The sequence below is a fragment of the Kocuria sabuli genome, from assembly GCF_040981185.1.
GTDB lineage: Bacteria > Actinomycetota > Actinomycetes > Actinomycetales > Micrococcaceae > Kocuria > Kocuria sabuli.
In genome coordinates, this window is the sequence record NZ_JAVHZE010000003.1 from 229,929 (window position 1) to 254,849 (window position 24,921).

The window sequence follows — 24,921 nt, forward strand, 5'->3', positions numbered from 1 at the left end:
ACCGGTCAGTTGCGGCGCGACCGCGGCAGGGAGGCTCCCCGGGCGTCGCCGGCGGTGTCCGGGAGGACCTCGGCCTCGTCCGTCTCGACCGGACGGGCGTAGGGCACCCGGGTGCCGAGCACGGAGGCCAGCGTGTCCTGGGCCACCCGCTGGGCGGTCAGGCCCACCCGGGCCAGCACCTGGGAGCGGGAGCCGTGCACGAGGAACTGCGTCGGCAGGCCGACCTCGTTGAGGGCGGTGTCGACCCCGGCCGCGCGCATCTCCTGCCGGATCCGGGAGCCGATCCCGCCGGCGCGCACGCCGTCCTCGAGCACGACCACGATCCGGTGCTGGGCGGCGAGCTCGATGACCGACCCGGGCACCGGGAGCACCCACCGGGGGTCCACGACCGTGGAGGACACCCCGTGGGCCTCCAGCCGGTCCGCGACGTCCAGGGCGAGGCCGCTCATGGCGCCGACGGAGACGAGCAACACGTCGCGGCGGGCGCCCGCGGTGCCGCCCTCCCCGCCGCGGCGGGCGAGGACGTCCACGCCGTCGGCCAGCCGTTCGACGGCCGGCACGGGGGTGCCCACGGAGCCCTTGGGGTAGCGGATGACGGTGGGGGCGTCGTCGACGGCCACGGCCTCGCGCAGCTCCTCGGCGAGGGTCGGCTCGTCGCGGGGGGCCGCGAGGTGCAGCCCGGGCACGATCTGGAGCAGGGCGAGGTCCCACATGCCGTGGTGGCTCGGCCCGTCCGGTCCGGTCACCCCGGCCCGGTCCAGGACCACCGTGACACCGGCCCGGTGCAGGGCCACGTCCATGAGCAGCTGGTCGAAGCCGCGGTTGAGGAACGTGGCGTAGAGGGCGACCACGGGGTGCAGTCCGCCGTAGGCCATGCCGGCGGCCATCGCGATGGCGTGCTGCTCGGCGATCCCGACGTCCACGACCCGGTCCGGGTGGGCCGCCTGCATCTTCTGCAGCCCCACGGGGATGAGCATGGCCCCGGTGATGCCGACGACGTCCTCGCGCTCGTCGGCGATTCGGGCGATCTCGTCGCGGAACACCGCCGTCCAGCTGCGCTCGGAGCTCGTCGCGGTGGAGCGGCCCGTGACGGGGTCAATGACCCCCACGGCGTGGAACTGGTCGTCCTCGTTGGCGATCGCGGGCGCGTACCCGTGGCCCTTCTCCGTGATGGCGTGCACGATGACGGGCCCGCCGTAGTTCTTCGCGTTGCTCAGCGCCTGCTCGACGGCCTCCAGGTCGTGGCCGTCCACGGGACCCACGTACTTCATGCCGAGGTCCTCGAAGATGCCCTGCGGGACCACGACGTCCTTGAGGCCCTGCTTCATCCCGTGCAGGCCGCGGTAGAGCATCTCGCCCACGGGCCCGGAGTGCTGGAGCAGGCTCTTCACGGACTCGAGGGTCTGCTCGTAGCGCCGGTCGGTGCGCACGGCGTCCACGCCCTGCTGCACGCTCGCCTGCAGCTCGGCCAGGTGGTTGGCGAACCCGCCCACCGTGGGGGCGTAGGAGCGGCCGTTGTCGTTGACCACGATCACGACCTTGCGGTCGCGGTCGGAGGCGATGTTATTGACCGCCTCCCAGGCCATCCCGCCGGTGAGCGCGCCGTCGCCGACGAGCACGACCGTGTGCCGGTCGCTCTGCCCGGTCATCGCGTAGCCGCGGGAGATGCCGTCCGCCCAGGACAGGGAGGACGACGCGTGCGAGGACTCGACGATGTCGTGCACGGACTCCGCGCGGTCCGGGTAGCCGGCGAGCCCGCCCTCCTGGCGCAGGGTCGAGAAGTTCTTGCGGCCGGTGAGCAGCTTGTGGACGTAGGACTGGTGGCCGGTGTCGAAGACCACGGAGTCCCGGGGCGAGTCGAAGACCCGGTGCACCGCCATGGTCAGCTCCACGACGCCCAGGTTCGGGCCGAGGTGCCCGCCGGTCGCGGAGACGTGGGTGACGAGGAAGTCGCGGATCTCGGCGGACAGCTCGGTCAGCTCCGCGCGGGTCAGCCCCGCGAGGTCCTCGGGCCCGGAGACCCGTTCCAGCACGCTCATGCTTCCTCCCGCATTCCTCGGCGTCGTGGTCGGCCGTGCCGTTTCCGGGGTCGCCGGGGCGGCACGTCCTCCCGATCCTACTCGCTCGCCCCGACACCCCCGGTCGACACGGAGGGGCCCGGTCCGTTCCCGGACCGGGCCCCTCGTGCGTCCTGGATCAGGACCGGGCGGGTGGTCGCCCGTGCTCCCCGGCGCGCCGTCGCGCGCCCGGGGGGCTACTTGGCGATCTGCCGCAGCACGTACTGCAGGATGCCGCCGTTGCGGTAGTAGTCCGCCTCGCCCGGCGTGTCGATGCGCAGGTCCGCGTCGAACTCGACGGTGGAGCCGCCCTCCTGCGTGGCGGTGACCCGCAGCGTCTTCGGGATGCTGCCCTCGTTGAGCCCGGTCACCCCCTGGATGTCGAAGGTCTCGGTGCCGTCCAGGCCCAGGGAGTCGGCGGACTCCCCGGCCGGGAACTGCAGCGGCAGCACGCCCATGCCGATCAGGTTCGAGCGGTGGATGCGCTCGTAGCTCCGGGCGATGACGGCCTTGACGCCCAGCAGGGAGGTGCCCTTCGCGGCCCAGTCGCGCGAGGACCCGGAGCCGTACTCCTTGCCGCCCAGCACGACCAGCGGGACGCCGGCCTCCTGGTAGTTCACCGAGGCGTCGTACACGGCGGCCTGCGGACCGCCCTCCTGGGTGAAGTCGCGGGTGTAGCCGCCCTCCACGCCGTCGAGGAGCTGGTTCTTGATCCGGATGTTGGCGAAGGTGCCGCGGATCATGACCTCGTGGTTGCCGCGGCGCGAGCCGTAGGAGTTGAAGTCCTTGCGCTCGACACCGTTCTCGATGAGGTACTTGCCGGCCGGGGTGTCGGACTTGAAGGAGCCCGCCGGGGAGATGTGGTCGGTGGTGACCGAGTCGCCCAGCTTCAGCAGCACGCGGGCGCCCGTGATGTCCTCGACCGGGGTCGTCTCCATCGTCATGCCCTCGAAGTACGGGGGCTTGCGGACGTAGGTGGACTGCGGGTTCCACTCGAACGTCTTGCCGGTGGGGGTGTCCAGGTTCTGCCAGCGCTCGTCGCCGTCGAAGATGGCCCCGTACTCGCGGGTGAACATCTCCGTGTCGATGGACGCGTCGATGATCTTCTGCACCTCGGTGGCGTCCGGCCAGATGTCCTTGAGGAACACGTCGTTGCCGTCCGCGTCCTGGCCCAGGGGCTCGGACTCGAAGTCGAAGTCCATGTTGCCGGCCAGGGCGTAGGCGATGACCAGCGGCGGGGACGCCAGGTAGTTCATCTTCACGTCCGGGTTGATCCGGCCCTCGAAGTTGCGGTTGCCGGAGAGCACCGAGGTCACGGCCAGGTCGTTGTCCTGGATCGCCTGGGAGATCTCCTCCTCCAGCGGACCCGAGTTGCCGATGCAGGTGGTGCAGCCGTAGCCCACGATGAAGAAGCCGAGCTCCTCCAGCGCCGGGACCAGACCGGACTTCTCGTAGTAGTCGGTGACGACCTTGGAGCCCGGGGCGATCGAGGTCTTGACCCACGGCTTCGCCTTCAGGCCCTTCTCGACGGCGTTGCGCGCCAGCACCGCCGCGGCCATCATGACCGACGGGTTGGAGGTGTTGGTGCAGGAGGTGATCGAGGCGATCGAGACCGCGCCGTGGTCGAGCTCGAACTCCCGGCCGTCGGGCATGCTCACGGGGACCTGCTTGGTCGGGCGGCCGTCCTCGACGTGGGCGTGGTGCTCGCGCGGGCGGTCCTCCTCGTCCTGGCTGTCCCCCGGGCTGTAGGCCGGGGCGTCGGAGGCCGGGAACGACTGGGCGGAGGCGTCGTCGGCGGAGTTGCCGGCGGTGACGTCCTCGTCGACGTGGGTGGCGTAGTTCTTGATGTCCTCGTGGAACTGGGCCTTCGCCTCGGTGAGCGCGATCCGGTCCTGCGGGCGCTTGGGACCCGAGATGGAGGGCACCACCGTGGAGAGGTCCAGCTCGAGGTACTCGGAGAACGCGATCTCCTCGGACGGGTCGTGCCACATCCCCTGTTCCTTGACGTACGCCTCGACGAGCGCGACCTGCTCGTCGGTGCGCCCGGTCAGGCGCAGGTACTCCAGGGTGACCTCGTCGATCGGGAAGATCGCGGCGGTCGAGCCGAACTCGGGGCTCATGTTCCCGATGGTCGCGCGGTTGGCCAGGGGCACCGCGCCGACGCCCTCGCCGTAGAACTCGACGAACTTGCCGACCACGCCGTGCTCGCGGAGCATCTCGGTGATGGTCAGCACCACGTCGGTGGCGGTGGCACCGGCCGGGATCTGGCCGGTCAGCTTGAAGCCGACCACGCGCGGGATCAGCATCGAGATGGGCTGGCCGAGCATCGCGGCCTCGGCCTCGATGCCGCCCACGCCCCAGCCGAGCACGCCCAGGCCGTTCTCCATGGTGGTGTGCGAGTCGGTGCCCACGCACGTGTCCGGGTAGGCGCGCAGCACGCCGTCGACCTCCCGGGTCATCACGACGCGGGCCAGGTTCTCGATGTTGACCTGGTGGACGATGCCCATGCCCGGGGGGACGACCTTGAAGTCGTCGAAGGCGGTCTGGCCCCAGCGCAGGAACTGGTACCGCTCGCCGTTGCGCTGGTACTCGATGTCCATGTTGATGCCGATGGAGTCCGAGGTCCCGAAGGAGTCGATCTGCACGGAGTGGTCGATCACGAGCTCGGCCGGGGCGAGCGGGTTCACGCGGGCGGGGTCGCCCCCGAGGTCCGCGACGGCCTCGCGCATCGTGGCGAGGTCGACGATGCAGGGCACGCCGGTGAAGTCCTGCATGATCACGCGGCCCGGGGTGAACTGGATCTCGATGCTCGGCTCGGCCTCCGGGTCCCAGTCGGCCAGGGCCTCGATGTGCTCGGAGGTGATGTTGGCGCCGTCCTCGGTGCGCAACAGGTTCTCGAGCAGAACCTTCAGGCTGTACGGGAGCTTCTGTGCACCCTCCAGCGTGTTCAGTCGGAAAATCTCGTATTCGGTGCCTTTGACGTCGAGAACGCCCTTGGCTCCGAAGCTGTCCACTGTGCTCATGTGCGTGGAACTCCTCTCGCCACCGTCTTGGAAACGCCCGTGGGAGGAGCCCGGCACAGTGCCGTGGGTTCTCCCGCGAACAGTCACCTGTCAGTGTAGCCGCTGTGCACCCGCCCACTTCCGAGGAGCGCTCCCGCCACCGACACATCCGGACGTGCCGCGCCGGTCAGGGCTCCAGGACCGCCAGGGTCTCGACGTGGTGGGTGTTCGGGTACATGTCGAAGGCGCGCACCTGCCGCACCGTCCACCCGGCGCGGCGGAACCGGCCGAGGTCGCGCGCCAGGGTCGCCGGGTCGCAGGCGAGGTAGGCGATCCGGCGCGGCGCCAGGGCCACGAGCTGGTCCACGACGACCCGTCCGGCACCCGCCCGGGGCGGGTCCAGCACCACGACGTCCGGGCGGGCGGCGGCCCTGCCGGACGCCGGGCGGCGGCGCCCGCGGGACGGTGCGGCGGCCCCCGGCCACAGCCGGGCCGCGACCTTGTCGACGCTGCCGCGCTCCACCCGCACCGTGGAGCGCCCGGCGAAGGTGCGCCGGGCGTCGGCGCTCGTGACCGGCGAGCCCTCGACCGCGACCACGGACCCGGCGTCGCCGACCGCGTCCGCGAGCGCCGCCGTGAACAGCCCGGCGCCCGCGTACAGGTCGAGGGCGTGCTCCCCGGGGCGGGCGCCGGCCGCCTCCGGGACCGCCCCGAGCAGCAGCCCCGGGGCGCTGCGGTGGATCTGCCAGAAGCCCTCGGCCGAGACCTCCCACCGGTGGGCGCCGGCGTGCTCGATGACGGAGGGCCGGCCCGCCCACGTCCCGAGCTCCCGGGCGCCGTCGGCGCGGGCGGTCACGGACACGTCCCGGTCCGCGGCGAGGCGGGCCAGCTCCCGGCGCAGCCGGGGCTCGTCGGCCCCGGCGGCCAGACTTAGGTGGACGAGGGGCGTCCCGCCGTCGGCCGGGGCCGCGACGTCCACGCGCTCCACGCCCCGCAGGTCGAGCTCCGCCAGGCGCAGGCCGTCGAGGGCCGGGACGGCGAGCGGGAAGCGGTCGACCGGCACGACCTCCGCGCTGCGGTGGGGGTGCATCCCGATCCGTCCTGCGGCGTCGACGGCGAAGTGCGCGCGGGTGCGCCAGCCCAGGCCCTGGGGGTCCTCCCCAGGCATCGCCTCGACGTCGACACCGGTCTCGAGCCCGGCGAGGCGGGCGAGCTGCTCGGCGACCACGTCCGCCTTGAGCCGGCGCTGGAGCGCGAGCTCGGCGTGGCCGAACTCCGCCCCGCCCACGGGCGGCTCGCCGCGCCCCCAGGTCAGCAGGGAGTCGGCCGGCGCCCAGACGTGCCGGTCGCGGCGCCCGGCGTCGCCCTCCAGGACCGCCACGACGTCGCCGCGCCAGAAGCGGGCGTCGGGCCCGGCCTCCGTGAGCCGGACCCGGACCAGCTCGCCGGGCAGGCCGTGGCGGACGAAGACCACGCGGCCCTCGCCGGTGCGGGCCACGGTGTGGCCGCCGTGGGCGATGGGCCCGAGCCGCAGCTCGAGCTCGTCGGGACCGGCCGGGGCCGGGGGGTGCGGGGAGGTCACGGGCGGGAGGCTCTCTGCTCGGGGGCGGGGGCGGACTCGGGGCCGACGTCGTGGCCGGCGGCGGTGGACAGGTGCCAGGGCACGGAGGCCGTCATGACCCCGCGCTCCTGGTGCAGGCGGGCGCGCAGGGGCCGGATCGCCTGGTTGTGCAGCAGCCGCTCCCAGCGGTGGCGCACGACGTACTCGGGCAGGTACACCACGACCAGGTCCCGCGGGGACTTGCGGCGGACCCCGCGCACGTGGTCGACGACGGGGCCGATGGTGTCCCGGTACGGGGCGTTGAGCACGGTGACGGGCACCGGGATCTCGAGGCGCTGCCACTCGTCGAGGATCCGCCGGGTGGTCGCGGCGTTGGTGTCCACGACCACGGCCTCGAGGGTCGAGGGCCGGGAGGCCCGGGCGTAGGCGAGGGCGCGCATGAGGGGCTTGCGCACGGAGGAGACGTAGATGATGGCGTGCACCCGGGAGGGCAGGGCCCGCACCGGGGAGTCGGGCTGGAGGGCGAGTTCGGCGTCCACGGCGTCGTAGTGCCGGCGGACGCCCGCCATGGCGGCGCTGAGCACCAGGATCGCCACGATGGTGATCCAGGCGCCCTGGGTGAGCTTGGTCACGAGCACGACCACGAGCACGGCCGCGCACAGCACGAACGCGATCATCGCCACCGCGCGGCGGCCGAACAGCTCGCGGCGCACCCCGGGGTGCGGCCGCGTCCGCCGGACCCGCGCCCAGTGCCGGACCATGCCGGCCTGGGTGAGGGTGAAGGAGACGAACACCCCCACGATGTAGAGCTGGATCAGGCTGTTGACGTTGGCGCCGAACGCCACGGTGAGCACCACGGCGACGAGCAGCAGCAGCAGGATGCCGTTGGTGAAGGCGAAGCGGTCGCCGCGCGCCTGCAGCTGCCGGGGCAGGAAGGCGTCACGGGCCAGGCGGGACGCCAGCGTGGGGAACCCGGAGAAGGCGGTGTTGGCGGCGAGCACCAGCACGCCGACGGTGGCGGCCACGAGCACGTAGAACCACAGCGAGTCGGTGCCGAAGACGGTCTTGGCGAGCTGGCCCAGGACGGGGTCCTGGAAGAAGCCGGGGTCCGGGAGCCTGCCGTCGACGAGCAGCTGCTCCTCCGGGTTGCCGACGACGACGACGCCGGTGCGGTCCGCCAGGTACATGACCCCCGCGAGCGTGGCCGCCGAGAGCGCGCCGAGCACGCCGAGGGTGGCGGCGGCGTTGGCCGCGCGGGGCTTGCGGAAGTAGGGCACGGAGTTGGTGATGGTCTCGACGCCGGTCAGCGCCACGGCCCCGGAGGAGAAGGCCCGGAGCACCAGCAGCCCCCCCGCCAGCCCCGTCAGGCCCGCGTCGAAGCCGGCGGACGGGAGGACCTCCCGGTCGGCGCTGGGGGCGTCGCCCAGGGACCCCGCGAGGTCCTGGCCGAGGCCCGCGAGCAGGAGCGCGGCGAGGACGGCGAGGAAGAAGTAGGTGGGCACGGCGGAGGCCCGGCCCATGAACGCGAGCCCGCGCAGGTTGAGCAGCCCGACCAGCAGGATCCCGGCGACCGCGAGCTCCACCCGCCGCTCGGCCAGGCCGGGCAGCGCGGCCGAGACGTACTGCGCCGCGGTGGCCATGGACACCGCCACGACGAGCACGTAGTCGGCCATCAGGGCCGCGCCGACGCCGACGCCCGCGGTGCGGCCGAGGTTCTTGGAGACGATCTCGTAGTCCCCGCCGCCGGAGGGGTAGGCGCGCACGTTCTGCCGGTAGGCGGCGATGACCACGGCGAGCACCACGAGCACGGCCAGGCCGACCCACGGGGAGACGGCGACCGCGGTGGTCCCCGCCAGGGCGAGCGTGAGGATGATCTCGTCCGGGGCGTACGCGACCGAGGACAGCGCGTCCGCCGAGAACACCGGCAGCGCCGTGCGCTTGGGCAGCACGGCGTCGTTGAACCGCTCGTTGTGGATGGGCTTGCCGACGACTGCGCGGCGGAGGGCCCCGGGAATGCTCTGCACGGCTCCCCACGGTAGTCCGTCCGGTCCCGATTGTCCGCCGGGCCGGGCGTGAGGTGCACCGCCCGCTGCGGCCCGGTGCGCCGCCCGGTGTGGCCTAGGCTGAGAGCATGGCGCATTTCGTGATCATGGGAGTGGGGCGCGTCGGCGTGATGGTCGCCCACGCCCTCGAGGACGCGGGGCACACCGTCGCGGTGATCGACCAGGACGACCGGGCCTTCCGGCGGCTGCGCAAGTCGTTCGAGGGCAAGAAGGTCACCGGCCTCGGCTTCGACCGCGAGGTCCTGCGCCGGGCCGGGATCGAGGAGGCCTACGCGTTCGCGGCGGTCTCGAGCGGGGACAACTCCAACATCATCGCGGCCCGGGTCGCGCGCGAGACGTTCAAGGTCCGTCACGTGGTGGCCCGCATCTACGACCCCTCGCGCGCGGAGTTCTACCAGCGCCTGGGCATCCCCACCGTGGCCGCCGTGCGCTGGAGCGCCGACCAGGCGCTGCGCCGGATCCTGCCCGAGCAGTCGATCACCGCGGACTTCCGGGAGGCCTCGGGCCGGCTGCAGCTCGGCGAGCTCTCCCTCGACGACTCGTGGTCGGGCCTGCACCTCGAGGCGATCGAGGAGGCCGCCGGCGTGCGCGTGGCCTTCGTGACGCGCTTCGGCGAGGGCGTGCTGCCCGGCCCGGACACGAGCTACCAGCAGGGGGACGTGGTGCACGCCATGATGCGCACGGGCGAGGTCGAGGCGGTCTCCCGCATCCTCGCCCGCCCGCCCGATCCTGAGGTGCTGGACTTCGCCAACTCCCTGCGCCGGGAGGCGGGGGACGCGCCGGAGCCCGACCGCAGCTACCCGGGAGGCAACTGATGCGCGTGGTCGTCGTGGGCGCGGGCGCCGTGGGCGCCTCGATCGCCCGGGAGCTGCTCACCCACCACCACGAGGTGGTGATCTTCGACGAGAAGCCCGAGGTGATCGGGCGCTCCGACCTGCGCGGCGCCCAGTGGATCATCGGGGACGCCTGCGAGCTCTCGACCCTGCGGGAGGGCGGCCTGGAGGAGACCGACGTCGTGGTCGCCGCCACGGGCGACGACAAGGCGAACCTCGTGGTCTCCCTGCTCGCCCGCAGCGAGTTCGGGGTGCCCCGCACGGTGGGCCGGGTCAACAACCCCAAGAACGAGTGGCTCTTCGACGACGCGTGGGGCGTGGACGTCGCCGTGTCCACGCCGCGGCTGATGACCGCGCTCGTGGAGGAGGCCGTGGAGGTGGGCGACGTCGTGCGCCTGCTGACCCTGCAGACCGGCGGGGCCACGCTGGCCGCCTACACCGTCCCGCACGAGCACCCGGTCATCGCCTCGATGGTCTCCCAGGTGCCGTGGCCCCCGGACGTGACCCTCGTGGCGATCCTGCGCGACGGCGTGCCGATCACCCCGTCCGGGGACGACGTGCTCGAGGGCGCGGACCAGCTCTTCTTCGTCTCCACCGCCGCGGGCGAGGGACAGCTGCGCGCGATGTTCACGACCGCCGACCAGCGCGAGCCGCACGAGGCCTGAGCCCGGCGGGGCCTGCGGCTGAGGACGACCCCGGCCGTCCTCAGCGGGGGTCGTCCTCCTCGGCGGCGATCTGCTCCGGCGGCCGGGAGACCAGCCAGGCGAGCCACAGGGTCAGCGCGTACAGGGGCACTCCCATGACGAGCCGGGCCACGCCCAGCCCGGTGAGGTTCTCCGCGAAGTACAGCGGCACCTGCACGAGCAGCCGCGCGGCGAACAGGGCCATGAGCATCATCGTGGCCACCCGGTAGGCCCGGCGGCGCACCGGGACGTCGCGCCACTGCGTGCCCTCCCCGCGGATGTAGCCGTAGAAGACACCGAGCAGCGGCCAGCCGGCCAGCAGCGAGATCCCCAGGCCCACGAACGAGACCGTGTTGATCCAGAACCCGGGGACGTAGTAGTCCAGGGCCTCACCGGTGACCCGGGCGAACAGGGCGCACACGCCCACGCCCACGACGCCGGAGGCGGCCTGGACGAGGCTCTGGCGCTGGGCCAGGCGCAGCACGGTGAAGGCGGCCGCGGTCCCGAGGGAGGCCAGCAGGGCCACGCCCAGGGTGTTGCCGGCCAGCAGCACGACCAGGAACACGAACCCCGGCAGGACGGTCTCGGCCAGGCCGCGCCAGCCGCCGACCGCGTGCAGCACGTCGAGCTGGCCGTTGTCCTTGCGGCGCATCCCGGAGCGGGCGGCGTAGGCGGCCATCCCGTCCTCCACGCCGCCGCGGCGCGGGGCGACGCCCGCCTCGTCCGGTTCCCGGGGCTGCGTCATCCGTCGACCTGGTTCATGGGCGGATCCGTCCTATCTGCTGACCTGTTTGGCGATGATCTCGTAGCGGGGGTTGAACATGGTGGGGCGGCCGTCCCGGAAGCTCACGATCCCCACGCAGCGCAGCCGCGTCCCGGCGGTCACGCCGGGCACGCTGCGCTGGCCCTGCCACACGAGCAGCAGCGGGCGCGGCTCGGCGCGCCCCTGCGCCCCCGGGTCCTGCGCGCACTCGGGGACGAGCAGCGCGGTGAAGTTCTGCACCCCCGTCACAGGGGGCACGGTCACCTCGACCACCTGGCCCGTGGCCATCACCCGGTGGCGTCCGCCGGCGGCCGTCGCCGGGTCGAGGTCCCCGGCGCACACGGGCTCCTCGGTGACCACGTCGATCGCTCCCGTCGCCGAGGTCGCGCGGGGCGAGCTGCTGTGCCGGCGTCCCACGGCTCAGCCGATCTCGGTGATCTCGGGCCCGCGCTGCGGCGGGCGCACGGCCCCGTCCTGCGGCTGCGCCGGGGCCCCGTCCTGCGGCGGCGCGGCGGCCCGGACGGAGCCCTCCGGGACGGTCAGCGGGAGCAGCTCCCGCGGGGGCATGGGACGGTCCCCGCGCACCACGACCAGCTCGCGCACGACCTGCTCGAGGGCGGCGGCGGGCTCGGCCGTCACCGCGGCGGTGCCCGTGAACACGGCCCGCACGAACCAGCGGGGCCCGTCGATGCCGACGAAGCGCGCGAGGCGGAACCCCTGGGTCCCGTCCGAGGCGGTGGCCGGGAAGCGGGTGAGCACCTGGAGCCCGAAGGGCCCCTCCTCGACCGTGGGCTCCCCGTTGCCCGTGCGCAGGGACTGCACGAGCTCGCGGCGGACCTCGTCCCACAGCCCCTCGGACCGGGGGGCGGCGAACGCCTGGACCTGCACGGAACCGCCGGCGAGGTCCAGCGCCAGTGCGCGCGGGCGCTGGGTCCGCTCGTCGACCTCCAGGCGCACGCCGAGCCCGGGGCGGGCGCGCACGAGCAGGGCCCCGAGATCGAGGTAGCCGTCCCGGTTCTCGAGCTGGGACACGTCCAGCGGCCCCTGCGGCTCCCCGGGCGGCTCCGCAGTTCCGTCCTGCCGTTCCTCCGGGGCGTTCTGCTGCTGCGCGGCGTCCTGCGCCGTCGGCTTCTTCTTCTTGCGACCGAACATGTTCTCGTTCTCCTCCGCCGGCGTGCGGTGCCGGCTCGTGGCGTCAGCTCTCGGGTCAGCTCGTGGTCAGGCGGTGCCGCTGGAGCCGAAGCCCGTGCTCCCCCGCTCGGAGCCCGGCAGGGCGTCGACGACCTCGAAGACGGCCTGCTCGACGCGCTGCACGACGAGCTGCGCGATGCGGTCCCCGCGGTTGACCCGGAAGGCCTCGGCGCGGTCGGTGTTGAGCAGCGTCACCATGATCTCCCCGCGGTAGCCGGCGTCCACCGTGCCCGGCGCGTTGACCACCGTGATGCCGTGGCGGGCGGCGAGCCCGGAGCGCGGGTGGACGAACCCGGCGTACCCCTCCGGCAGGGCGATGGCCACGCCCGTGGGCACCAGGGCGCGCTCGCCGGGGCCCAGGGTCACGTCCGCGCGCGAGCGCAGGTCCGCGCCGGCGTCGCCGGGCTTCGCGTAGAGGGGCAGGGGGAGGTCGGGGTCGAGGGCCTGCAGCGCGATGCTGAGCGGGCGCCCGTTGCCCGACGGCGGCCGGTGGCCTGTCGACTGGTCGTTCACAGTGCCCCACTCTAACGCGCCGGACCACGCCCGCAGTCGTGAGACTCTTGACGTATGTCCCACCCTGCTTCCTCCAGTGCGTCACCGTCCGACGGACCCCGTGTCCCCCGCCCCTCCTCGCCCGCGGTCCCGGGGGCCGAGGTGCTCTACGAGGAGAAGCTCTCCCCCGCGTGGTGGATGTGGCTCCTCGTCCTCCTCGCCGGCCTGGTCGCCCTCGTGGCGCTCGCGCCCGTCGACCTGTGGGTGGCCGGGACGGCCGCCGTCGTCGTCGCCGGGGGCACCACCGTGGCGCTCCTGGCCTCCACGACCTCCATCGTCATCACCGACGAGTCGCTGCAGGTCGGCCGGGCCCGCATCGAGCGCCGGTTCGTCGGCCAGGCGGAGGCCTTCCGCGGCGAGGACGTGCGCCGGGTGCGCGGCCCCGAGCTCGACGGCAGGGCCTTCATGAACTTCCGGGTGTCCGTGGGCCCGGTGGTGCGGATCCGCATCACCGACCCCGTCGACCCGACCCCGTACTGGCTGAGCTCCACGCGGCACCCGGAGCGGGTCGTCGAGGTGCTCGCCCGGCACGCCTGAGCCCCGCGTCCCGACCGGGCGCCCGAACGGAGGAACCCCGCCGCGACGGATGTCGCGGCGGGGTTCTTCCGTTCCTCGGACGGGATCGAGCGGTGCGGTGCTCAGCCCACGCACTCGACGCAGTACTTGGCGCCGTTCTTCTCCTGGGCAATCTGGGACCGGTGGCGCACCAGGAAGCAGGACCCGCAGGTGAACTCGTCCTCCTGGGCCGGCAGCACGACGACGGAGAGCTCCTCGTTCGAGAGGTCCGCTCCCGGGAGCTCGAAGCTCTCGGCCGCCGCGGCCTCGTCCTCGTCGACGCTGGCCGACTGGGGGTCGCTGCGACGCGTCTGCTGCAGCTCCTCGATCGAGTCCTCCTTGAGCTCGTCGTCCTGCTTGCGCGGCGCGTCGTAATCAGTGGCCATAGTCGGTCTTCGCTCCAAGATGGGTCCCAGGGTGAGCTCCGGGGCGGCTTCCACGCCGCCCCCCGGGCTCTGTATCGCGTAGATTGTTCACCATGTGAGGGCAAAAATCCAACCGTGCTCCCCTCCCGCGAACACGCGGCCGAGGCGGTTCCCGCACCGCGTCCGGCGCCCCCTGCGGGGCGGCCAGTAGGATTGGGGCGCAGGGCCGCACCGGCACCACGCCTGCGGCCGCCGGCCCCGCCCCGCACTCCCCGCTCGACGACCGCGAGCGCACCCGAGAACCACCCCGGAGGAATGACAGCATGGAGCAGTTGCGCCTGGCAGGTGTGCACGACGACGGTGAGCACCTGGTCGTCGAGGACGAGGCAGGCACCCGCCACCTGCTGCGGATCGACCAGGAGCTGCGCCTGGCCGTCCAGCGCGCCCGGCGGCTCGCCGGCGCCCGCCCCCGGAACACGGGCCAGTTCGGCCCCCGTGAGATCCAGGCCCGTTTCCGCAGCGGCGCCACGGTCGAGGAGATCGTGGCGGAGAGCGGCTGGGAGGCCTCCCGGGTCCGCCGCTACGAGTGGCCGATCCTCGCCGAGCGGGCCCACGTCGCCACCGAGGCGCAGAAGGTCGAGATCGAGGACCGCTCCGCGCACCGGGGCTACCACTCGGTCTTCGAGGGCGAGCCCCTCACCCTGGGCCGGGCCGTCGCCCACCGGGCCGGCGACCTCGGCGTGGACCCCTCGTCCCTCGAGTGGGACTCCTGGCAGCGGGAGGACCACCTGTGGACCGTGGTCGCCCGGTTCTCCGTGCTCGACTCCTCGGCGACCCCGTCCGACGACGAGCCCCAGGCCGAGTGGCTCTACAACCCGGCGAACCAGAGCGTCCGGCCGGGCAACCCCTGGGCCGAGGCCCTCACCGAGCCCGGAACCCCCGACACGCCGCTCGGCACCGGCCTCGGCCTCCTGGACGGCGGGCTCGACCCGGAGCTCACGCAGCTGCGCCGATCCGCCGTGGAGGCTGACGACCTGCTCGACGTCCTGCAGGCCCGCCGGGGCCAGCGCATCGGCGAGGACGCGGAGGGCGACGACGCCCTGGCCGAGCTGCTGGGCCGCGGCATGGGGCACGTCGAGCACCGGCCCCGTCCGCTCGCCGCGCCGGAGGACACCCCGGTGTTCGACCGGCCCTTCCAGCCCGCCACGCGGTTCCCCGACGACGATGCCGGCGACCCCGCCCCGGCCGGGGACCCTGCAGCGCAGCCGGCCGCACCGGACGAGGACTCCGACGGGAGCGCGCACGAGGACCTGTCCGGCGAGACGCCGGTCCCCGGCGCCGGGCGTGCGGCGGACCGCGGTGCCGCCGCCGCGCCCGCCGCGGCACAGGCCAACACCGTGCGGGAGCCCGCGCCCGAGCCCGCGCCGTCGAACGAGACGTCCGCGTCGACCGACGCCGCCGGGACGGACACCGCCACGACGGGCGCCGTCGGGGCGGAGACCGGGAGCGCGGACCCCGACCCGGCCGGCACCGAGAGCGGGAGCGCGGATTCGGGCCCGGCCGGCGCCGAGGACGAGAGCGGCGCGCCCGAGCGGCCCCGTCCGCGCAACCGGACCGCCAAGGCCCGCCGCTCGACCCGCTCCTCCGTTCCCAGCTGGGACGAGATCGTCTTCGGCAGCTCCGGCGACTGATCGCCCGGCGCCGGAGCGCGCCGTCCGGGCCCCGGGACGCACGGCCCCGGGATAGAGTGCACGCAGCAGGGGCCGCTCCGCCCCCGCGGGCTCGTGCGCTCCCCCATCCTGCGCGCGGCCGGGAAGCACGAGACCACGTCAGGGGCAGCAGGTCATGGGCAATTCGATCGAGGACGACCTCTTCGGCGAGGACGAGCGCGACGCAGTCCCCGGGTCGACGACATCCGGGGTCCCGGACGACCGCGGTGCGGCCGGGGCGTTCGCTGATCCGGTCCAGGGCTCCGGGCCGGGCCGGATCGTCGCGGGGCTCGTGCTGGGCGCGGTCGTGCTCGTGGTGCTGGCCGGGGTCGGTGCCCTCTACCTCGGCGGGGTGGGGCGCGACCTCTTCGGCGCCGGCAGGGAAGGGGAGTTCGTCCCCGCCCCCGCGGTGACCCGCACGCCTTCCGCCACTGCCTCGCCCACACCGACCCCTTCCCGCACGCCGAGCCGGACGCCCTCGCCCACGCCGAGCCCGTCCGAGGAGCCGGAGCCCGCCGCCCCGGCACCCGTGGCACCCGTGGCACCGGTCGCACCGGCGCCCGTGGCCCCCGCGCCCGTGGCTCCCGCACCCGTCGCCCCGGCGCCGGCTCCGGCACCGGTGCCACCGGCCCCGGTCGCACCGGCCCCCGCGCCCCCGGCACCGGTCGCCCCGGCCCCCGCACCCGTCGCCCCGGCCCCCGCTGCTCCGGCCGAGAGCCCGGCGCCGGGCACCGGCAGCCCCGCCCCGGACGTGCCGGACGACGCCGAGGACGTGCCCGAGGAGGCGCCCGAGGACGAACTCGCCGACCAGGCGGCGGCCGGGGAGACGCCTGCGGACAACGCCGACGAGGACTTCCCCGGCTCCCCCTGACCGTGCGGCGCCCGGCCGCTCAGGCCAGGCGCAGCAGCGGCACCTCCCGCTCGGCCCGCGTGAGCGAGCCGTGCTGGCCCACCATCGACAGGACGCTGGGCCGGAGCCTGCTCAGGTCGAACAGCGCGAGCGGGTCCTTGGCCGCGACCAGGAGGTCGCCGATCCGGGCGCGCACGGTCTCGCGCACCAGCCCGGGAGGCCCGAAGTAGCCGGCCGCGAGGGCCGCCTCCCGGGAGAACAGCCAGACCCGGGAGCCGAACTGCTCCCGCCAGGCCGCCACGAGCGCCTGCACGTCCGGCGCCGTCGCGTCCGGCTCGAGGTGCAGCTGCACCATGCGCGGTTCGCCCGCCGTGTGGCGGACGCCGTCGAGCAGCCCGGGCACCCCGGAGACGTCGACGCGCGCGTCCACGGGCACGTCCACCATGCCGTGGTCGCCGGTCACCAGGACGGTGGTGCCGGCGGGGACGCGGGAGACGAAGCGGCGCAGGGACGCCTCGAGCTCCTCGAGCTGGGCCGTCCAGTCCCAGGACTCCCAGCCCTTGGCGTGCCCGGTCCGGTCGAGCTCGTCCCAGTAGAAGTACATGAGGGCGTCCCGGCCCGCGGCGAGCTGGTCCAGGGCGGTGCTGACGCGTGCCGCGGGTCCCTCGGCGGCCACGAACCGCCCCCCGCGCAGAGCGGCGTTGGTGAGCCCGGAGTCGGCGAACTTGTGCCGGCTGACGGTCACCACGTCGACGTGCTCGGCCGCGCTCTCCAGCACCGTGGGCAGCGGCTGCCACGTGTGGGGGTCCACGGCGGCGTCCCAGCCGCCGAGCTGGTTCACGACCGTGTCCCGGTCCGGGTCGAGCACGTCGTAGCCCACGAGCCCGTGCGCCCCGGGGGCGGCGCCCGTGCCCAGGGACGCGAGGGAGGAGGCCGTCGTCGTGGGGAACGCGGCGTCCAGGGTGGCCAGGTTCGTGGCACCGGCCAGGGTCGGGGCGTGCCCGGCGCGGGCGCGCAGCTGGGCGCGCCCGAGGCCGTCGACGAGCACGACGACGACGCGGCGTGCGGCGGGCAGCCCCAGCACGTCCTCGAAGCCGGGCACGCCCAGGGACCCGGCGGCCGAGGACAGGACCTCCGCGACGGTGCGCTGTCCGTAGCGCGGAGGCTTCGGCAGGTCGGCGGGCAGACCGGGCAGGACGTCCTGGACCGCCCTCATCGGGCGGCGCCGCCGTCCCGGCCGGTGAACCGGTCGGTGAACCGCGGGCGCGGGGTCGTCGCGGACGTCCGCCGCGGGGCGGGCACGCGGCCGTGCGCCGGCTGGGCGATCTGGGCGCCGTCGGTGAGCGGGGAGAGGTTGGCGCGGCGCAGCGTGCGGGCGAACTCCCGCGCCCCCTCGACGGCGGCCGGTCCGTCCGCCTCCGCGCTGATCCGCAGCACGATGTCCTCCCGGGAGGCCGTGCCGGTGTAGCCGTGGTCGGCCTGGCACTGCGGGTCGTCGCACAGGGCCGGCGCCAGGTCGACGTGCAGCGTCCCGGTCCACGCGATCGCCAAGGTCACCTCGGAGATGGGGCTGTCCGGCCGGTAGTTGGCCGGCTGGTAGTACGAGTAGCTGAGCGTGACGGAGCGGATCTGGGAGATCCCCACCGTCTCGGTCGAGACCCGGGCGACCACGTCGCGGCCGCTCTCGTCGAACTCCTCGTCGTCCACGTGCGTGACGTGCAGGACGTCCTCGGCCAGCACGAGCACGGTGATGTGGCGGTGCACCTCGGTCCGGTCGATGTGCGTCTCCAGCTGCACGAGGTGGGAGACCGGGGACCGGCCGTCCAGGGAGTCCTGGACCACGTCGATCACCAGCTGCGGGTAGAAGCCGGCCTTGTTGATGTCCTCGACCAGCCGCTGGCCGCGCTCACCTGAATACGTCATGGGGACCATTTTCCCCCACGTCGGCGTCCTCGCCCAACACCGGCCGTCAGGGCACGCGGAAGGAGCAGCTCTGCTCGCCGCCGCCGATGTCCTCGCACACCTCCTCCAGCTGCACCGGTGTCTCCTCGGGAGTGGCGCTCGGCGTGGGCTCCGCGTCCCGGGACACCGAGGGCGTGCCGGTGGGGGCGGACACCTGCTCCGCGAGCCCCAGGACGTCGAGCGCCAGGTAGCCGCCGACCAGGACCGTCACCCCGGCGAGGGCCGCGAGCAGTCCCCTCAGCGCGCCGCCGCGCCGCCGCGATGGCGCGGCCCCGTCCGGCGGGGCGAGGAAGGTCTCCGTCGTCGAGGCCGCAGCACCTGTGGTCCGGGCACTCCCCGGGGCGGAGTGCGCCCGCGACGGTGCCGCTCCGGTGGCGCGGCCGTGCCCGTCGCGGCCGGCCGCGGCGGCCACGGTGACCGGGCCGCCGGGGTCCGGGGTCACGGCGGCCGGAGTCGTGGCGGCCGGGGCCACGGTGTCGGGGCCACCGTCCTCGGCGCCCGGTGCTCGGTCGCCCGGGGAGGGCGTCTCCGCCCCGCCGCCGCCCGGGCCGTCCCAGCCGTTCAGCACCCGGCTGGCCCAGGGCTCCGGCAGCGGGTCGAGGACGTCGAAGACCTCGAACGGCTCCCCGTCACGGGTCAGGGCCGGGGCGAAGGTGCGCCCGGCCGCGCCCGCGGTGAGCGCGTCCAGCACGGACACCGCCGCGTCGCGGCGCAGCGCCGGGTCGGGGGTCAGCAGGGCCGCGAGGTGCTCCGCCAGGTCGCCCTGCTCCCCCACGACCGCGCGCGCGTCGTTGGGCCCGAGGCTGCCCTCCGGCTCGAGGGCGGGATCCAGCATCCGCAGCGCGGTGATCCCCGCCGCGTAGAGGTCCTGCGCGGGGTCCGGGTCGGCGAGGCCGTAGACCTCCGGCGGCAGGTAGCCGGGGGTGCCCACGACGGTGCCCGTCCGGGTCAGCCGCGCGTCCTGCACGCGCACGGCGATGCCGAAGTCGGAGAGGAACACGTGGGGCCGGCCGGTGCCCGTGCTGTCGAGCATGAGGTTGCCCGGTTTCACGTCCCGGTGCACCCACCCCTGGGCGTGCACGAACTGCAGAGCCCGCAGCAGCTGGGCCAGGACCTCCTCGGTCAGCTGCGCCGAGGCGGCCCCGTTGTCCAGCAGGGCGGACTCGAGGGTCCCGCCGTGGATCAGCGGCATGGCGATGACCACGTGCGCGTCCTCGGCGGCCCAGCCGTACGGGGCGAGCACGTGGGGGTGGTCCAGCTTCACCGACTGCTCGCGGGCGAACCGGAGCAGGTCCGCGGAGTCCCGCTGGCGCAGCACCTTGGCGGCGCACAGCTGCTGGAGCCGGCCGTCCCACGCGCGCCAGACGGAGCCGCTCCCGCCGCGCGCGATGGGGTCGATGAGGGTGTACCGGCCGGCTATGGTGTCCGCCACGAGGTCCGGATCCGCCTAGCTGCGCATCGCCCGGCGAGCGCTGTCCGTCCGCTGCCGCGGGTTGCCGAGCCCCACCGACGCGCCGAGCACGGTGAGGGAGTCGCTCGAGAGCAGGACGGGGTTGAGCTCCACACGGGCGATCTCGGGGTGCCGGTCCTTGAGCAGGGCCACCCGCGCGACGAGGTCCTCGAGCCGGTCCACGTCCGCGGCGGGGACCCCCTGGTAGCCGAAGAGCTTCCGGGAGGCCTTGGGCTCCCGGACCATCCGCCGCACGTCCTGGTCCGTCAGCGGCGGGACCCGGTGGGCCCAGTCCTCCAGGAGGTTCACCGCGTCCCCGACCATCCCGAAGGAGACCACGGGACCGATCAGCGGGTCCTCGATGGCGCGGACCACCACGGCCTGGCCCGTGGGCGCCATGGACTGGACCTCGAGGTCGAAGGACCCGAAGGCGGCGAGGGTCCGGTGCATGGTGGAGATCGCCGCCCGCAGCTGCTCCCCGTCCTGGATGTTGAGCTGCACGCCGCCGAGGTCCAGCCGGTGCCGCAGGTTGGGGTCGGTGGTCTTCAGCGCCACCGGGTAGCCCAGCCGCTCGGCGGCGGCGAGCGCGTCCGCCGGGTCGGTGAACCGTGCGCTGGGCAGCAGTCCGATCCCGTAGCTGCTCAGCAGCGTCCGCGCCCGGTCGGCGTCCAGCTCGAGCAGCCCGTCGCCGGGCACCCGGGGCAGCATCGTCTCCACGAAGGTCTCGGCCGCCTCCGCGTCGATCCCCGGCGGCTCGGCGAAGCGACCCTGGTCCTGGGCGCGCCACCGGGTGTAGTCCACGACCTTGGCCAGCGCGCGCAGGGCCGCCCCTGGCGAGTCGAAGCAGGGCACGTCCAGGCCGTCGTCGGCGTGGTGGAGGACGGAGGCCGCGCCCGGCTCGGTGCTGCCGGTGAAGGCGACGACCACCGTCTTGCCGAGCTCGCGGCCCGCCCGTCCCACGACCTCCGCGACCTGCTGCGGGGTGGTGCCCGGGATCGGCATGAGAGTGACCACCGCGGCGTCGACGGTGTCGGCGCCGAGGCTGCGGGCGACCGCGGCGCGCAGGGCCTCGAGGGCGCCGTCCCCGCCCTCGGTGGTCCGCACGGACGCCTCGGTCACGGCGGTCTCCAGGCCCAGCTGCGTGCACCGGTCCTCCATGAGCTGGCCCAGCGCGAGGGCGTTGGAGACGAGCGCCGTGCGCGGCCCGGCGGGCAGGGGCTGACCGGCGAGGATGCCGGCCACGTCCATGAGGTGCTCGCTGGTGTCGGCGCGGATCACCCCGGCCTGCCGGAACATCGCGTCGAGGGCGCCCGGCGGCGCCTGGGTGGTGCGCCCGGTGTGGCCGGGGGGCAGCCGCACCCCGGTGACCTCGCTCTTGGCCACGATCACGGGCTTGGTCAGGGACAGCCGGCGGGCGATGCGGGAGAACTTGCGCGGGTTGCCCACGGACTGCAGGTAGAGCCCGCAGGCGCGGGTCGCGGCGTCGTCCTCCCAGTACTGCATCATGTCGTTGCCGGAGACGTCCGCGCGGTTGCCGGCGGAGAGGTAGGTGGACACGCCCACGTCGTGCCGCAGCGCGGCGGCGTTGAGCATCATCCCGATGGCCCCGGACTGGCTGAACAGCCCCAGCGGGCCCTCGCGGGGCGTCGCGGGCAGCACCGAGGCGTTGAAGCGGCACTCCGGGGCCGTGCTGTACAGCCCGAGGCTCGCCGGCCCGACCAGGCGCATGCCGTGGGAGCGGGCCCGGCGCACGAGCTCGGTCTGCCGGGCCTGGCCCTCCGCACCCGCCTCGGCGTAGCCCCCGGTGACCACGACGACGGCGCGCACCCCGGCCGCCCCGCACTGGTCCACGACGTCGGCGACCTGGTCGACGGGCACGGCGATCACGGCGAGGTCCACGCCGTCGGCGACCGCGCCGATCGAGGTGGCGTGGGTCATGCCCTCGCGCTCGAAGGGCGTGGGGCTCACCCCGCTCAGCCGGCCCGCGAAACCGGAGGCGAGCAGGTGCTCGACGAGGGCGTGCCCGGCGTGGCCGGGGTCCCGTGACGCGCCGATCACCGCGATCGAGGAGGGGGAGACGAGGTCCGCGATCGAGCGGGCCTCCGCCCGGTGCTCCCGCGCGGCCATCACGGCCAGCGACTTCTCGGTGGGGTCGATGTCGAAGCCGACCACGACCACGCCGTCGTCGAAGCGGCGGGACAGCTCGTAGCCGGCCTGCGCGAACACGCGGAGCATCTTGCGGTTCTCGGGGAGCACCTCGGCGGAGAAGTGGTCGATCCCGTTCTCCCGGGCCGCGGCGGCGAGGTGCTCCAGGAGGACGGAGCCGATCCCCCGGCCCTGGTGGGCGTCGGAGATCATGAACGCGACCTCGGCGTCGTGGGGATCGTCCGTGCGGTCGTAGCGGCCCACCCCGATGATCTGCTCCCCCAGCAGCAGCACGAAGCAGACGCGGTCCTTGTGGTCGACCCGGGTGAAGCGGTCCAGTTCGCGCGCGGAGAGGGTGGGCTTGTAGGAGAAGAAGCGGAGGTAGATGGTGTTCTCGGACTGCGACTGGTGGAACGCCAGCAGGGCGTCGCGGTCCTCCGGGGCGATCGGGCGCAGGTGCGCCGTCGCGCCGTCGCGCAGGATCACGTCAGCCTCCCAGTACGCGGGGTACCGGCCGGCGTCTTCCGTGTCTGCGGTCTCTGGAACCATAGACTTCAGGCTAGTAGACAAACCCGCACCGTCAACGGTGCGTCCCGGTGCGTCCCCGCGCGATCTCGCCCGTCGAGTCGCCGGGTCCGCCCGGGCCGATCCCCGACCGAAGGACCCCCCGCTTTGATGGCCCGACGCCGTGCGTCCTCCCACCCGTCCGCCGAGGACGAGCTGCCCGCCGACTTCCGGGAGAACATCGTCGACATCGACGTGACCTCCGAGATGGAGACGAGCTTCCTCGAGTACTCCTACTCCGTCATCTACTCCCGCGCCCTGCCGGACGCCCGGGACGGGCTCAAGCCCGTCCAGCGCCGCATCCTGTTCATGATGAACCAGATGGGGCTGCGCCCGGACCGCGGCCACGTCAAGAGCGCCCGCGTGGTGGGCGAGGTGATGGGCAAGCTGCACCCGCACGGGGACTCCGCGATCTACGACGCGATGGTCCGCCTCTCCCAGTCCTTCGCGATGCGCCTGCCGCTGGTGGACGGGCACGGCAACTTCGGCTCCCTCGACGACGGCCCCGCCGCCTCCCGCTACACGGAGGCCAGGATGGCGCCCGCCGCCCTCGCGCTGACGGCCGACCTCGACGAGGACGTCGTCGACTTCGTGCCCAACTACGACAACCAGTTCTTCCAGCCGGGCGTGCTGCCCGCGGCGTTCCCGAACCTGCTGGTCAACGGCTCGTCGGGCATCGCGGTGGGCATGGCCACGAACATGGCCCCGCACAACCTGCGCGAGGTCGTGGCCGGGGCCCGCCACCTCGTGGAGCACCCCGAGGCGACCCTCGAGGAGCTCATGCGCTTCGTCCCCGGTCCGGACCTGCCCTCCGGCGGGCGGATCGTGGGCCTCGACGGGATCCGGGACGCCTACCGCACCGGGCGGGGGTCCTTCCGGACCCGGGCGAAGGTCTCGATCGAGCAGGTCACCCCGCGCAAGCAGGGCATCGTCGTCACCGAGCTGCCCTACATGGTGGGCCCGGAGAAGGTCACCGAGAAGATCAAGGAGGCCGCGCAGGCGAAGAAGCTGCAGGGCGTCTCCGACGTCGTGGACCTCACCGACCGCAAGAACGGCCTGCGCCTGGTCATCGAGGTCAAGAACGGCTTCAACCCCCAGGCGGTGCTCCAGCAGCTGTACAAGTACACGCCGATGGAGGACTCCTTCGGGATCAACAACGTGGCGCTCGTGGACGGGCGGCCCCGCACCATGGGCCTGCTCGAGCTGCTGCGGGTCTACGTGGAGCACCGGCTCTCCGTGGTCCGGCGGCGCACGGGCTACCGGCTGGCCAAGCGGCGCGACCGCCTGCACCTGGTGCAGGGCCTGCTCGTGGCGATCGTCGACATCGACGAGGTCATCCGGATCATCCGCTCGTCCGACGAGACCGCCGCGGCCCGGGAACGGCTCATGGGCGCCTACGACCTCACCCGGGTCCAGGCCGACCACATCCTGGAGCTGCGCCTGCGCCAGCTCACCCGGTACTCCCGGATCGAGCTCGAGAAGGAGCAGGAGGAGCTGCGCGGGGAGATCGCCGAGCTGGAGGAGGTCCTCGCCTCGGACTCCCGGCTGCGGGCGCTCGTCTCCGCGGAGCTCGCCGAGGTCGCCGCGGTGCACGGCGACGACCGGCGCACCGCGCTGCTCGAGTCCGAGGCGCTGCCCGGTCCGGCCGCGGCCGCCGCGGCGCCCGCCCCGGGCCGGGGCGGCAGCGGGGGTCTCGCCCTGGAGATCGCCGACGACCCGTGCTGGGTCTTCCTCTCCACCTCCGGCCAGCTCGCCCGCACGTCCTCCCGGGACCCGTTGGTGGATCCCCCGCGGCGGATCAAGCACGACGCCCTGGCCTCCGTGGTGTCCGCCACCGCGCGCTCGGAGATCGGGGCCGTCACCTCGTCCGGTCGGATGCTCCGCGTCCAGGTGATGGACGTGCCCGTGCTGACCGCGTTCGAGGGCACCCCCAAGCTCGGCGACGGCGTGCCGGTCAAGGAGTTCCTCACGCTGGGCCGGGGCGAGCGGCTCGTGGGCCTGGCACCGCTCGGGGCGGTGCTCGCCCTGGGCACGCGCAACGGCGTGGTCAAGCGCGTCAACCCGGAGTACCCCCTCAACCGCGGGGAGTGGGAGGTCATCACGCTCAAGGACGGCGACGAGGTCGTCGGCCTCGCCGAGTCCTCGGCCGAGGACGACGAGCTGGTGTTCGTGACCCGCGAGGGGAAGCTGCTGCACTTCGAGGCGGCGGCGGTGCGCCCCCAGGGCCGCACCGCCGGTGGCGTCGCGGGGATCAAGCTCGCCGCGGGCGACGCCGTGCTGTTCTTCGGGACCGTGGGAGCCGCCGACGAGACGCCGGTGGTCGTGACGGTGGCGCGGGCGGACGAGGTGCTGCCCGGGATGTCCCGGTACTCGGTGAAGGTCACGCCCTTCGCCGAGTACCCGCCCAAGGGCCGGGCCACCGGAGGGGTGCGCGCCCACCGGTTCCTGAAGGGCGAGACCGGGCTGACCCTCGCCTGGGCGGGGCACGGTCCCGCCAAGGCCGTCTCCGCCACGGGCGTGGCCCGGGCCCTGCCCACGGAGCACGGCAGCCGGGACGGCTCCGGGGTGGCCACCGACCAGGCGATCGACGCGGTGGGCCCGGCCTACTCCTGAGTC

19 protein-coding genes are annotated in these 24,921 nt (G+C 74.1%); 6 read left to right on the forward strand and 13 right to left on the reverse strand.

Going from position 1 to position 24,921, the window contains the following annotated elements; translation table 11 throughout:
* Positions 1 to 5 precede the first annotated feature (5 nt).
* From dxs to RE027_RS05035, 4 genes are all read right to left on the reverse strand, one after another.
* Entirely contained in the window at positions 6 to 2,039 is a 2,034-nt protein-coding gene (dxs, locus tag RE027_RS05020; RefSeq protein WP_368807140.1) for a 1-deoxy-D-xylulose-5-phosphate synthase, read from the reverse strand.
* 215 nt (positions 2,040 to 2,254) lie between these two features.
* Positions 2,255 to 5,080, reverse strand: a complete 2,826-nt coding sequence (locus RE027_RS05025) for an aconitate hydratase (protein WP_368807141.1) — start codon at positions 5,078 to 5,080, stop codon at positions 2,255 to 2,257.
* Positions 5,081 to 5,246: 166 nt separating this feature from the next.
* A complete protein-coding gene (locus RE027_RS05030; protein WP_368807142.1) occupies positions 5,247 to 6,641 on the reverse strand; it encodes a class I SAM-dependent RNA methyltransferase in 1,395 nt (464 codons plus the stop codon).
* On the reverse strand, positions 6,638 to 8,644 hold the full coding sequence (locus RE027_RS05035; protein WP_368807143.1) for an APC family permease: 2,007 nt from the start codon (positions 8,642 to 8,644) through the stop codon (positions 6,638 to 6,640). The genes RE027_RS05030 and RE027_RS05035 overlap by 4 nt, the downstream gene beginning before the upstream one ends.
* A 107-nt stretch (positions 8,645 to 8,751) precedes the next feature.
* Between RE027_RS05035 and RE027_RS05040 the strand changes: the two genes are divergently transcribed.
* Together RE027_RS05040 and RE027_RS05045 are read left to right on the forward strand one after the other, a co-directional pair.
* Positions 8,752 to 9,498 carry a potassium channel family protein gene (locus tag RE027_RS05040; protein WP_368807144.1) on the forward strand — a complete coding sequence of 249 codons (747 nt, stop codon included), beginning with the start codon at positions 8,752 to 8,754 and terminating at the stop codon, positions 9,496 to 9,498.
* A complete protein-coding gene (locus RE027_RS05045; protein ID WP_368807145.1) occupies positions 9,498 to 10,181 on the forward strand; it encodes a potassium channel family protein in 684 nt (227 codons plus the stop codon). Before RE027_RS05040 ends, RE027_RS05045 begins: the two co-directional genes overlap by 1 nt.
* A 40-nt stretch (positions 10,182 to 10,221) precedes the next feature.
* Here RE027_RS05045 and RE027_RS05050 read toward each other — a convergent pair whose 3' ends face one another.
* From RE027_RS05050 to dut, 4 genes are all read right to left on the reverse strand, one after another.
* Positions 10,222 to 10,944 (reverse strand): DUF3159 domain-containing protein, encoded by a 723-nt coding sequence (locus tag RE027_RS05050; protein WP_368807146.1) that lies wholly within the window; start codon positions 10,942 to 10,944, stop codon positions 10,222 to 10,224.
* A 30-nt stretch (positions 10,945 to 10,974) separates the two neighbouring features.
* Entirely contained in the window at positions 10,975 to 11,379 is a 405-nt protein-coding gene (locus tag RE027_RS05055; RefSeq protein WP_368807147.1) for a hypothetical protein, read from the reverse strand.
* A 3-nt stretch (positions 11,380 to 11,382) separates the two neighbouring features.
* Complete coding sequence (locus RE027_RS05060; RefSeq protein WP_368807148.1) at positions 11,383 to 12,114, reverse strand: DUF3710 domain-containing protein; 732 nt, start codon at positions 12,112 to 12,114, stop codon at positions 11,383 to 11,385.
* A gap of 66 nt (positions 12,115 to 12,180) precedes the next feature.
* Complete coding sequence (gene dut, locus RE027_RS05065) at positions 12,181 to 12,609, reverse strand: dUTP diphosphatase (RefSeq protein WP_387919979.1); 429 nt, start codon at positions 12,607 to 12,609, stop codon at positions 12,181 to 12,183.
* A 111-nt stretch (positions 12,610 to 12,720) separates the two neighbouring features.
* Here dut and RE027_RS05070 point away from each other — a divergent pair, with 111 nt between their 5' ends.
* Positions 12,721 to 13,242 (forward strand): DUF3093 domain-containing protein, encoded by a 522-nt coding sequence (locus RE027_RS05070; protein ID WP_368807151.1) that lies wholly within the window; start codon positions 12,721 to 12,723, stop codon positions 13,240 to 13,242.
* A 101-nt stretch (positions 13,243 to 13,343) separates the two neighbouring features.
* Here the strand turns inward: RE027_RS05070 and RE027_RS05075 are convergent, their stop codons facing one another.
* Positions 13,344 to 13,646: a DUF4193 domain-containing protein gene (locus RE027_RS05075; protein WP_368807152.1), complete on the reverse strand. Its 303-nt coding sequence runs from the start codon at positions 13,644 to 13,646 to the stop codon at positions 13,344 to 13,346.
* A gap of 302 nt (positions 13,647 to 13,948) precedes the next feature.
* Between RE027_RS05075 and sepH the strand changes: the two genes are divergently transcribed.
* Together sepH and RE027_RS05085 are read left to right on the forward strand one after the other, a co-directional pair.
* Positions 13,949 to 15,316 carry a septation protein SepH gene (gene sepH, locus RE027_RS05080; protein ID WP_368807153.1) on the forward strand — a complete coding sequence of 456 codons (1,368 nt, stop codon included), beginning with the start codon at positions 13,949 to 13,951 and terminating at the stop codon, positions 15,314 to 15,316.
* A 154-nt stretch (positions 15,317 to 15,470) separates the two neighbouring features.
* On the forward strand, positions 15,471 to 16,205 hold the full coding sequence (locus tag RE027_RS05085) for a hypothetical protein (RefSeq protein ID WP_368807154.1): 735 nt from the start codon (positions 15,471 to 15,473) through the stop codon (positions 16,203 to 16,205).
* 19 nt (positions 16,206 to 16,224) lie between these two features.
* Here RE027_RS05085 and RE027_RS05090 read toward each other — a convergent pair whose 3' ends face one another.
* From RE027_RS05090 to RE027_RS05105, 4 genes are read right to left on the reverse strand one after another with little or no spacing between them, the layout of a single operon-like run.
* On the reverse strand, positions 16,225 to 17,400 hold the full coding sequence (locus RE027_RS05090) for an alkaline phosphatase family protein (RefSeq protein ID WP_368807155.1): 1,176 nt from the start codon (positions 17,398 to 17,400) through the stop codon (positions 16,225 to 16,227).
* On the reverse strand, positions 17,397 to 18,107 hold the full coding sequence (locus RE027_RS05095; RefSeq protein WP_368807156.1) for a DUF5998 family protein: 711 nt from the start codon (positions 18,105 to 18,107) through the stop codon (positions 17,397 to 17,399). The genes RE027_RS05090 and RE027_RS05095 overlap by 4 nt, the downstream gene beginning before the upstream one ends.
* Positions 18,108 to 18,153: 46 nt before the next feature.
* Complete coding sequence (locus tag RE027_RS05100) at positions 18,154 to 19,578, reverse strand: serine/threonine-protein kinase (protein WP_368807157.1); 1,425 nt, start codon at positions 19,576 to 19,578, stop codon at positions 18,154 to 18,156.
* A 15-nt stretch (positions 19,579 to 19,593) separates the two neighbouring features.
* A complete protein-coding gene (locus RE027_RS05105; RefSeq protein WP_368807158.1) occupies positions 19,594 to 22,290 on the reverse strand; it encodes a bifunctional acetate--CoA ligase family protein/GNAT family N-acetyltransferase in 2,697 nt (898 codons plus the stop codon).
* A gap of 126 nt (positions 22,291 to 22,416) precedes the next feature.
* Between RE027_RS05105 and RE027_RS05110 the strand changes: the two genes are divergently transcribed.
* A complete protein-coding gene (locus RE027_RS05110; RefSeq protein WP_368807159.1) occupies positions 22,417 to 24,918 on the forward strand; it encodes a DNA gyrase/topoisomerase IV subunit A in 2,502 nt (833 codons plus the stop codon).
* Positions 24,919 to 24,921: the final 3 nt, after the last annotated feature.